Source organism: Catonella sp., assembly GCF_052169795.1.
GTDB lineage: Bacteria > Bacillota > Clostridia > Lachnospirales > Lachnospiraceae > Catonella.
In genome coordinates this window covers 21,325-31,369 of sequence record NZ_JBQNBU010000025.1, presented here as the reverse complement: position 1 = coordinate 31,369, position 10,045 = coordinate 21,325, and the positions used below count along the sequence as shown (strand labels likewise).

Here is a 10,045-nt window from a genome sequence, read left to right as displayed (position 1 = left end):
TAAGAATAGAGTTAACTACCTAAAAATTTTAAAAGAAAGCGAATATAGAAAGCTACTGTTTTCGAATTTGATTAACAGAAAGATTGATTAAATCACTCCTGCTTTTTCAAAATGTTTTTTAAGTATCCTTGTTGCAACGAATGCTCCTATGCAAGCAAGAACAAAAGTTATCAAGCCAAATCCTACTGCCCACGAAACTTTGAAATAAGATAATGCTTCATTTATCCCCGCTTCGCTCATTTTCCATTTTGATGCTCTTTCCACAAAAGAAGCTGTCCCGAATAAAATCACAGGAATTACTGTCCCTAAAAAATCTGCTAATGCAAATGTCCCATATCCAATAATCATTCGTCCCTTGCTCTCATAATTTCCTATAATCAAATCACATATAATTCCACCGATTACAGCAAAGACTGCATGAGGCAAATGTCCTCCTGACAATGCAATTAAGCCAAGAAGAGTTCCTGATATTGTAAATACACCCTTCTTTTTAACTTTCAAAGCCATAAGGATATAAACGGTAGCAGCTACCATAAAGCTAACTCCTGAAGCAATAAATCCTCCAATAACTGTTGTTGCCATAGCAAAGCCGGCTGCCATGTATATGACAATTCCAATTGCATTAAAGATTCCGATTGTAATAAAATCACGACCATTTAATTTGTTTTTCATAAAAATCTCCATTCCGCCGCCTTCGGCTGGCGGCACAAATAGTAATGAAAGTGTTTCAACTCTCTACGTTATGCTTTAAAATGGTTTGCAAGAAGCTATACTACAAAGCACGGGAGGAGAAGTTGTAATAACTTTCTTCGTTTTAGACAGCATAAAAATCAGTGTAAGTTCTGCCTTTTCAAGCACAAATGAGTGGTATTACGAATCCGTACACTAAGAATTGCTTAAGCACCTTAGTTTAATTGTGTGGCAGTTCAGTCAATGGCTTCTTATCATTTACGAAAGGAGACCGGATATGAAAGTTACTTACCAAACCTGTTGTGGTGTCGATGTTCACAAATCGTTTCTCGTTGCCACAATCGTCAAAACCACCGGTGGCATTGAGCCATCTTACCAAAAGAAACGCTTTTCCACCTTTAACAATTCAATTCTTGAATTCAAGCAATGGCTTCTTGACAATGACTGCCATTATGTTTGTATGGAATCCACAGGCAAATACTGGGTTCCTGTCTTTAATCTTCTGGAAGATGAAATCAATGTTGTCATTGCCAATCCCAAGTGGGTAAAGGCTGTGAAAGGCAACAAAGATGATACCAAAGATTCTAAATGGATTGGGGATTTATTCCGTCTCGGACTTGTCAAAGGCAGCTATATCCCTTGTAAGATAGTTCGTATTCTCAGGGAATACACTCGCTATCGTTACAAGCTTGTTTCCTGCCGTTCAAGTGAAAAGAATCGATATCAGAATGCTCTTACTGTTTGTAATGTTGCATTAGATTCTGTTGTTTCCGATATCTTTGGGAAGTCATCCACATCCATTATCGACTATCTGCTTGAACAATCGGGTACATCCATTAACCACGAAGAAATCGCATCTAAGCTTCTTCGGAGCCTCAAATCCAAAGAAGATACTGTTATAGAATCCGTCGAAGGATATCAGATGACTGATACCCAAAAATACCGTATGCGCCTCGTTCGCACACATATGGATTATATCACAGCAGAAATCAACGATGTTGATAAAATGATAGAAAATATGATTTCCTCTAATCCTGATTTTGAAAATGCTGTCCAGTTCCTTTGTACCATTCCGGGTGTCAAACGTGATAGTGCAATCACTATCATCTCCGAAATTGGTACGGACATGTCTCAGTTCTCAAATTCTAAACGTTTATGTTGCTAGGCTAGTTTAACACCTGGCAGCAATGAATCGGCTGGTAAGAAGAAATCTGTTCGGATTACACGTGCCGGAGTCTACCTCAAACCTGCATTAGTACAGTGTGCTCATGCAGCCGTAAAATCTGCCAAATCACCTTACTACAAAAAGAAATATGAATCTCTTGTTAAACGTCGTGGCAAGAAAAGAGCCATTATCGCTATTGCCCGTATGATTCTTACCGCCATCTACCAGATGCTGTCTACTGGCGAGCAGTGGAATCCGAGCGACCTTTATAAAATCGATATGCCTGTAGCTCTTGTTGAAAAACAAAAAGCAAAAGCTATCAAGCAAGCCAAGAAACTATTACAACGGGAGGGACTACTCCCGCCTGATGAACCATTAGCTTCTTAATCTAATTACCAAACTCTATAACACTTCAAAAAGTTGCCTGCCTTAGACAGCTTATTTAAGTGCGCCAATTTATGTCTTTCCTATGCTTTCTTTCACACTAATCACTCATAAAATCATTATTGGAATTGGAATTGTATGTTGGTATTTCCAACTCTATATTTTCCAATTTTTTAACATTATAAGATGTACTTCCCCAACTAAAATTTTTTAGTTGTAGCTATATAATATAACGCATTATATTTATTCAATATAAAATTGAGGGATTGAAATTATGAATGCAGAAACTGTTATCTGTAAATTACGAGAAACAAGAACCGATCTGCTTTATCCAGCGTCAGGTTGCTAATGAAGCTGCTATAAATGTGCGTACTATTATCAACATATAAAACCGGCATACCATTCTCAGCCTACTCTATGCCATGTGCTTGGTAAATTTCTTAAACTCTCCGGCAGATGAACTGTTTGAATACAAGAATGCCGGAGAAGCCCTGGCGAAATCTGCCGATTAGTGTAAAGGACAAAATCTTGAATTTAATGCGATCCTGCCTGAAATCATCAAGTTCTCGAAATAATACCATTTACAATAACTACAGCCGTGGGTATGTCTTTTTGATAAAATTAGTTATTTTGCTTCATCTATAAGTTTTTCTCTAATTATACTATATTCGTTATTCAAATTCTCAATTTTGACAATTCTTCCTTTATATTTACTGAGATTCGTTTTTGAAATAATCTTTCTTTCAATTTCCAAATCATCACTTTCTTCCGTTTTTATTTTACAATCATATACATTGTATTTCAAGATTTCCAGAAGAATATTCACACTGAAATTATTATGCTTCACACATATATATCCTAAAGTCACAAAAAAAATTAGAAACAACACCACGGAATCCCACTGTGTAAAATCAAATGCGAATAGTGGCAAAATATATGCAAGTAAATACTCCGAAGAAACATTTTTATTTTCACATGCATAGCTTATCTTCAATTCTTCAGATGTAACTAGTTCCCTTTTTATCCAATTACATAATAAAATAATAGAAAAAAAGTTAGCAATCACAATAACTATTATACTAACAATTTCCGTATACATATTACTACCATTACAAATTAAACTTTTAACATCAATGAAAATAATTGATACCCACAATGGTAAAAATGATGTAATAAATAAACTGATTACGATAAATAACGACATATCATCAACTCCAATTTTTTGAACCTGATACTTCCATTGGAATATCATCAAAAGGATCTACCATACCCTTGCCGCAGAGAAGTTTTACAATTTTCTCTGAAGCTCCTTCTTGTTCCGAATCAAAAAAACTGTCTTTAACAGGAATATCAAATTTCTTAGCAATATGTTCCCTAGTTTTCTTATGTTTCAATCTTTCTAAATAGCTATTATTGAAACTTACAAATCGTCTAGGATTACTTCCAGATATGGCAGTGTTTGTAAAACATTTAGTATTAGTGATAATGCCACTCTCAACAATATTATTCACACAATATAAACAAGCAGCTTTATATGATCTTTCCATATTAAATAAATTTTCTCCCACCATGGACAGGAAATACACCTTTTCATCATACATGATTACATCTGCATTTAAGCGCAATGATAAGATAGGTTTATCTATAGGGCTGAATATTGAATTATTCCAAATATGTTTTCTTTTCATATTTACAAAGGGACACTGCATAGAAAATAAATAAATAGGTTTGTCTTCCACAAATCCAGTCAAGACATACGCACTATACTTTTCTTTAAGAGGATCACCTTCCTGATCAGCATTAGCCAAACTTTCTACTAATTTTGCATATGCTTTATTGATTAAGTCACTAGTTTTATTCAACCAATAAATCACCTGACTATCCGTAGTTCCATCATACAGTCTCAGTTCATTATATTTCTGTATAGTTGCTTTATTGCCACTTAAATACTTACTTTTTAGTGCTTCAATATGGTCTACCAGAACTTTTTTTGATGAAAAGCCAATCTCTCTGCAATCATAATTGGTGCCTTCTCTATTTGAAGAATGTATTCTTATCAGCTTTATGTTCCATGTACCCTCACTATTCATTTTTTCAAAAAATCTTTTTATATCCTCAACTATCAATAGTGTATTCCTCTCCTTATATATTTTTTGCACAGTGTATCCTTTCACGCCACTTAACTTCGCATATTTCCATGTGTGCTCAATTAGACCATCAGAATATGCATCAAAATCATTCTGAATAATAACATTTTCAACCTGCTGAATCCTTTTATTACATTCTTCAATTTTGACAATATAATCCGGGGTCGGAATCTTAGTATTCTTCTTCAAATTCTTTTCTCAATATTTCTCTATAAACAGACAGATTCTCTCTTCTTGGTGTTGCCGGTTCTAACTTATCAATCACACTAATCAAAGAATTATCATCATTCACTTGATCTAAGAATTTTGCCAATGAATAATAATTTAGTTTTTCCAGTTCGGCTTTGTGCTTAAGTATCAACTCATAAACAGCATAATTCAGAATCAAACCTTCTGCTTTCAGAATCAAAGGAATAAATGATGCCATCAAAATCCTCATACAAAGCACCAATGGCACATTTTCTGCATTCAATAGTAACCTTCTTGATTATTCTATTTTTCTTTTCATCCTCAACCGTTTCAAATTCAAATGTTGCAAGCAAAGTATTCTCTTCTATTTCTGACTTCAGGATAGTCTCTATCTTTGAAAACACAGATTTCCCATCCGGCCATTTCAGTTCACCTAAAATACTAATCCTTTCGCAACTTCAAATAATGATGTTAGATTCTCTCTCATCGGACTAGTATCTGTATCAGCTCCCCAGCTAATCCTAATTGCAGAAGAAATTCTATCTGCATCTAATCCCATAGCAGTAAGCACATAACTCGGGCTATAATCATGTGATGTACATGCAGAACCATTTGAAATACCACAATATTGTTTTGATGAAAGCATTAAAGCTTCTGATTCAACACCATTAATACTTATATTAACTGTATTTGGCATACAATAGTTCTGATCACCATTTATGCTAATGTCCAACCCAGAATCTGCGATGAGCAATAATACCATTTGTTTTCTTTCTATATATGCTGCAAAATTCTTTTCATAATTCTCATTAGCTATCTCACAAGCTTTCCCTAAACCAGCCACTAATGCTACAGGTATCGTTCCCGGTCTTATTCCATGCTCTTGCCGGCCACCATATGTAATAGCTTTTACAGGGGGCAGCCTATATCTCTTCTTTCGTAGGATCAAAGCACCAATACCTTGAGGCCCGCTTAGCTTGTGAGCGCTTAATGACAACATATCATACTTGATTTCTCTAAGTTCTTTAATCAATTTCCCACAAGTCTGAGTCGCATCAATATGGAATAAAACTCCCTTTTCAAATAGATAATCACCTATTTCTTTTACCGGTTGAATGATTCCGGTTTCATTATTCGCATGCATAATACTTACCAATAACGTATCATCTTTTATTAGATTGGTAACCTTTTCTATATCAATGCGTCCACTTTCATATGGTGATACTAAATCAATTTCAAAACCATGCTTTTCTAAACTCTTAACAGTTTCTAAGACCGTCTTATGTTCAATAGTCGATGTAATAACATGTTTTTTATTCTTCTCCGTCGCATAATCTATAAGCCCCTGAATTGCAATATTATTGCTTTCTGTTGAACCACTGGTAAAGAATACTTCTCCAGTCCCAACACCAAGCAAATTTGCAACTTGAGTACGGGCATCTTCTACTATCTTTCTAGCCCCTTCACCATAATCATGCGTTCTACTATCTGCGTTACCATATGAAGTTTTATACACATCAAACATGTAATCCAACACCTCAGTGCTTATTGGTGCTGAAGCATTGTAATCAAGATAGATTCCCATTATTCTTCTCCTGTTACCAGATGAACTAAATCATCTAAATTCTTAATAAAATTGGTTCCAGACAAATGTGCAATTCCTCTCTCTAAATGAAGTTTAAAATACTTTGATATAGTTTCTTCATCTGTAGGCAAATTCATCTTTTTACACCAAGCAATCATTAGCACATCATATATGTCACTGTATTCACCACCAAAGGTATACCATGACATTTCTACATTACTATCCGCAATTATTGGAAGATCTGTTGGTATTGTATTTTCAGATAAAGAATAACATAATGCCCATCTGCATAAAACATTCCAGTTCTTTATGCCGGTTTTTCCCTTTAATCGTCCCAGACGGTCTTTGGATACATTTGATACCTTTATCTGTTTTATAATCATTCTAGAACTCCTTTCCAACCGAAATATCCCGACTTAATTGTAGTTGTTCTTGTCTTGTCACAATACTTAAGCGTAAATTCATCTCCAACGCTATCTTCCATCATCGAATAATATCTTTCATCTATCTCTGAATCTGTTGATAGAATAATCGTCTGCTCACTGGCATTGGGAAAATACGTCTTAATAAGAGCTTCTCTATGTGCAGAATCTAAACGAGAAAGTGGAGTATCAATGATAACCGGCAATTTCTTCTTAGAACAAATAGCTAATGCCCAAAGAAGCGAAATGACCATCAGTTGCTTCTCGCCCGCAGATAATCTCTTCTTAACAATCTCTTCTCCATTTCCATCTATATAATGCAAATCCAAAGTATCAGCATCCATCTTAATTTGCTTGACCAAATTCTTTTTATTTGCTAATCTCTTGTAACACTCAGTCATTGTTTGTGCTAAGACATCTGTTTTTCTTTCCTGAAGTCTAACTCGATATAGCTTGATAATTTCAAGCGCCATATTAGCATATTTAATAGTTCTCTTATCGTCATCAACAGTTTCCAAAATTGCCAGAGTTTTCTCTGCAAATTTACTAAATTCAGATTCTGCTGATATGAAATTACCATGTAATGAAGTTCTCTCTTTTTGTAAATTATCAATTGTAACCTGCTTTTCGATTATTTCGCGTTCTTTTTCCTTTATCAGTACAAGACTCTTCTCCAGAGAGGCATCATCAATATCAACCGATAATGAATTGTCAATCTCATCGATTTTTTCTTGATGCAAATCTCTTTTAGCAATTAGTGTTTTTGCTTTTTTAACACTCTGATCTATTCTATTAGCATTAAGTGTTTCTACCTGAAATAAATTCATATCTGACAAGCTGTATGCATCTTCTGCAGAATCTATCTCTGTCTCTCCTTGCATAAAAGAAATAAATTTACTTATCTCTTCTGATTGAGATGAAAATTTACTATATGCTGCTTTTATTCTTTCAAATGCTATTGTATTAATCTTCTTTTCATGAGCAATCTTTCCTTTGCGCTCTATATCAATTAAAAGATCTGAAACAAGTGCAAACGGCAGTTCTGCAGCAACTAAATCTAATAACTGCTCCTGGCATCCACTAACAGAAGCAATATATTCTGCACGCTGACTAATCAACTTATTCTTTTGCTCAAGAATACCACCACCCTTTACCGCATATTCAGAATTAAGCTTCTCCAACTCTAATTGCAATTGCTCCAATTCAATTTTGTGATTTTCTATATCAATATCTACATTGCGTAATACTTGTTCAGCATTATCTTTCCTTGAACATAATTCCTCAAATTTTTTGAGATCCTGATTTTCCTCGTTTGCTTTACAAAGGCGCCCAATAATCCTACTAACATCACTCTGTAAAACATCCAGGACAGTAATCCCTAACATTGCTTTGATAGATTCCTTCATTTGCTCACTGGTCTCTTCTACAGCTAACTCTGCTATTTTTTCTCCATCAAAGAAAAAGAAACTTGATAAGGCACTTGGCAAGATATTTTCAACAAACATCGGCCAATTTTCTGTTAAAAATGTACTTTCTTCTCCATTCTTTTTTACAATTATTTTTTCATGAACACGAATTCCTTTTCCATCCCACTCTCTTCGGACATTATATACTTCTTTGTCACTATTGTCCATTGAAAACTCTATTTCAAGATAAGTTTCTAATGACCCATCTGTTTTATTCACATAAGATTTTAAATACTGCCCATATGTGTTGTATTTGCTTTCTGTATAAGCAAATGAATTGGAACCGTATAAGCTTAACAATACCGCTTCCAATATTGTCGTTTTTCCTCGTCCGTTCATTCCTCCAACAAGGACAACGGATTTGTCGCTTGCAAACTTCAAAACATTTATAGACGAATACACACCGAAATTGTGCATAACTAATTTCTTGATTATCATTACTCATCATCCTCGTCAATTTCATCTTCTTCAGTTGGATCATCATATGAATTGTCCAATGCTTTCTCATTAAACTTTCCACCTAAATCTTTTTTACGCGTTACCATATTCAGATAATATGTAGTAGCATCTTCCTCATTCTTATAGAATGTTCTATGGATACATGACTCTAATGAGTCAGAAACGCCCTTCCTCTGATTTAATGTATTAGAATGATTCTCAATGTCTATCAAACTATATGCCATTTCGAATGCTAATTCTTCGTCTGGATAAAGCTCGTTTACAACTTCTTTTAATATATTCCATTCTTCTCCCTTAAATGCTTCCGGCGCAATCCATTCCGGATCTGAGAAAGTTTTCCCCATTACTTCTTCATAAATAATTGGAAGCGTATCTATAAACTCATGCTTTTCAAGAACCCAAATTCTTCTAATATTTCTTAATTCAGGCATTGTAATCAGTTCCAAATCACTAAACTCTTCAGGTCCATTCTCGTTTATATCCTTTTGAATGGTTAGTAAATCTCTCAACCACTCTTCCCTTACTTCTTTTTTGTACGGTCCATGGTGCAATTGCTTATAACTGCCCTGCAGATATCCAGCCATTTTTCTGAAAGAACGTCTGTTCCTATCGAGCTCTTCATTTCCAAATTTATTTCTAAATTCCAACAAGGGTGTCATCCATGCTTTTTCTTCATCATTTAAAATCATTGCCTCCATAGATTTGTCCTGAGCAACCATAGTACATACCCAACAGCCAAATCTACTTTTACCACAACTAGGCAATCCTTTTTCCATCATCATAGGGCATTCATTATCTGCTGTCGCTCCTTTGTACAGAGTCAATAACTCCTTATTAGGATAGCCCCATGGATTTTTATATTGCATCAAAAAAACCCATACATCATTGTCATTCCAATCTTCTAGTGGTGAGAAAACCAGTTCATTGACCATTGCCTGATTAGGGCTAAGAAGTTCTCTTACTCTCCTCTTTTCATAATAAGCCATTGTTTTCGCTCTTCTTACACTTTCTGCCTTTCGAGTACCAATGACCATAATAATTTCACCATGCTCAGCAATTTTATCTTTTACAAATGTATTTACTGGCTGAATTTTCAATCGATCTGTACACCAACGAAGTTTTTTTCTAGGAAAAGGATAACCTCTTCCAATAAAATTTACCCAAAATGTATTATCCATTGCAGGTGTCAATCTATGGGTCACAAATGGTAATCCCTGTTCGTTAGCTGCTTCTTCCATTGTTTTCAATGATTTTTGAACCCACTTAGAAATAACCGGTGACTCCACCATAGTGTCTGTATTTATAATATGAATCGTTTTTTTTACTTGTTCTCTAGGTAGTTCCAAGAGTGCTAACCATACCAACTGAAGTGTAGCTGTACTATCTTTTCCTCCTGAATACCCTATTACCCAAGGAATATCATCGCACAGATACAGATTTCTTATTGTTTCCATTAATCCGTTAATCGTATCTTTATTTATGGTAACTCCTTGTTTATTTACTTCACAGCTTACACTTTTCTCTGCCATGTCAATAAC

At 34.8% G+C, this 10,045-nt stretch carries 9 protein-coding genes and 1 pseudogene; 1 reads left to right on the top strand and 9 read right to left on the bottom strand.

The window, feature by feature from the left end; all coding sequences use genetic code 11:
* Positions 1 to 87 precede the first annotated feature (87 nt).
* Entirely contained in the window at positions 88 to 672 is a 585-nt protein-coding gene (locus tag ACTTKP_RS05590) for an MptD family putative ECF transporter S component (RefSeq protein WP_442552918.1), read from the bottom strand.
* Positions 673 to 967: 295 nt separating this feature from the next.
* On the opposite strand from ACTTKP_RS05590, the pseudogene ACTTKP_RS05585 reads away from it, so the two are divergent.
* Positions 968 to 2,242, top strand: a pseudogene (locus tag ACTTKP_RS05585) (IS110 family transposase).
* A gap of 622 nt (positions 2,243 to 2,864) precedes the next feature.
* On the opposite strand, the gene ACTTKP_RS05580 reads toward ACTTKP_RS05585, so the two are convergent.
* The 8 genes from ACTTKP_RS05580 to dndC all read right to left on the bottom strand — a co-directional run bounded on the left by ACTTKP_RS05580 (position 2,865) and on the right by dndC (position 10,036).
* Positions 2,865 to 3,443: a hypothetical protein gene (locus ACTTKP_RS05580; RefSeq protein WP_442552917.1), complete on the bottom strand. Its 579-nt coding sequence runs from the start codon at positions 3,441 to 3,443 to the stop codon at positions 2,865 to 2,867.
* A gap of 4 nt (positions 3,444 to 3,447) precedes the next feature.
* A complete protein-coding gene (locus tag ACTTKP_RS05575) occupies positions 3,448 to 4,365 on the bottom strand; it encodes a hypothetical protein (RefSeq protein ID WP_442552916.1) in 918 nt (305 codons plus the stop codon).
* A gap of 193 nt (positions 4,366 to 4,558) precedes the next feature.
* Complete coding sequence (locus ACTTKP_RS05570; protein WP_442552915.1) at positions 4,559 to 4,774, bottom strand: hypothetical protein; 216 nt, start codon at positions 4,772 to 4,774, stop codon at positions 4,559 to 4,561.
* Positions 4,749 to 4,979, bottom strand: coding sequence for a hypothetical protein (locus tag ACTTKP_RS05565; RefSeq protein WP_442552914.1), 231 nt, complete (start codon positions 4,977 to 4,979; stop codon positions 4,749 to 4,751). Before ACTTKP_RS05565 ends, ACTTKP_RS05570 begins: the two co-directional genes overlap by 26 nt.
* 29 nt (positions 4,980 to 5,008) lie before the next feature.
* Positions 5,009 to 6,160 carry a cysteine desulfurase family protein gene (locus tag ACTTKP_RS05560; protein WP_442552913.1) on the bottom strand — a complete coding sequence of 384 codons (1,152 nt, stop codon included), beginning with the start codon at positions 6,158 to 6,160 and terminating at the stop codon, positions 5,009 to 5,011.
* The gene (gene dndE, locus ACTTKP_RS05555; protein WP_442552912.1) at positions 6,160 to 6,543 is read right to left on the bottom strand and encodes a DNA sulfur modification protein DndE; all 384 of its coding nucleotides are present in this window, start codon (positions 6,541 to 6,543) and stop codon (positions 6,160 to 6,162) included. The genes ACTTKP_RS05560 and dndE overlap by 1 nt, the downstream gene beginning before the upstream one ends.
* Positions 6,540 to 8,486: a DNA sulfur modification protein DndD gene (dndD, locus tag ACTTKP_RS05550; protein WP_442552911.1), complete on the bottom strand. Its 1,947-nt coding sequence runs from the start codon at positions 8,484 to 8,486 to the stop codon at positions 6,540 to 6,542. The genes dndE and dndD overlap by 4 nt, the downstream gene beginning before the upstream one ends.
* A complete protein-coding gene (gene dndC, locus ACTTKP_RS05545; RefSeq protein ID WP_442552910.1) occupies positions 8,486 to 10,036 on the bottom strand; it encodes a DNA phosphorothioation system sulfurtransferase DndC in 1,551 nt (516 codons plus the stop codon). Before dndC ends, dndD begins: the two co-directional genes overlap by 1 nt.
* Positions 10,037 to 10,045: the final 9 nt, after the last annotated feature.

Bases quoted from the DNA above. Each gene is read 5' to 3' on its own strand.
- ACTTKP_RS05560 (WP_442552913.1), bottom strand. From the start codon at position 6,160: ATGGGAATCTATCTTGATTACAATGCTTCAGCACCAATAAGCACTGAG.
- dndD (WP_442552911.1), bottom strand. From the start codon at position 8,486: ATGATAATCAAGAAATTAGTTATGCACAATTTCGGTGTGTATTCGTCT.
- ACTTKP_RS05580 (WP_442552917.1), bottom strand. From the start codon at position 3,443: ATGTCGTTATTTATCGTAATCAGTTTATTTATTACATCATTTTTACCA.
- dndC (WP_442552910.1), bottom strand. From the start codon at position 10,036: ATGGCAGAGAAAAGTGTAAGCTGTGAAGTAAATAAACAAGGAGTTACC.
- ACTTKP_RS05590 (WP_442552918.1), bottom strand. From the start codon at position 672: ATGAAAAACAAATTAAATGGTCGTGATTTTATTACAATCGGAATCTTT.
- dndE (WP_442552912.1), bottom strand. From the start codon at position 6,543: ATGATTATAAAACAGATAAAGGTATCAAATGTATCCAAAGACCGTCTG.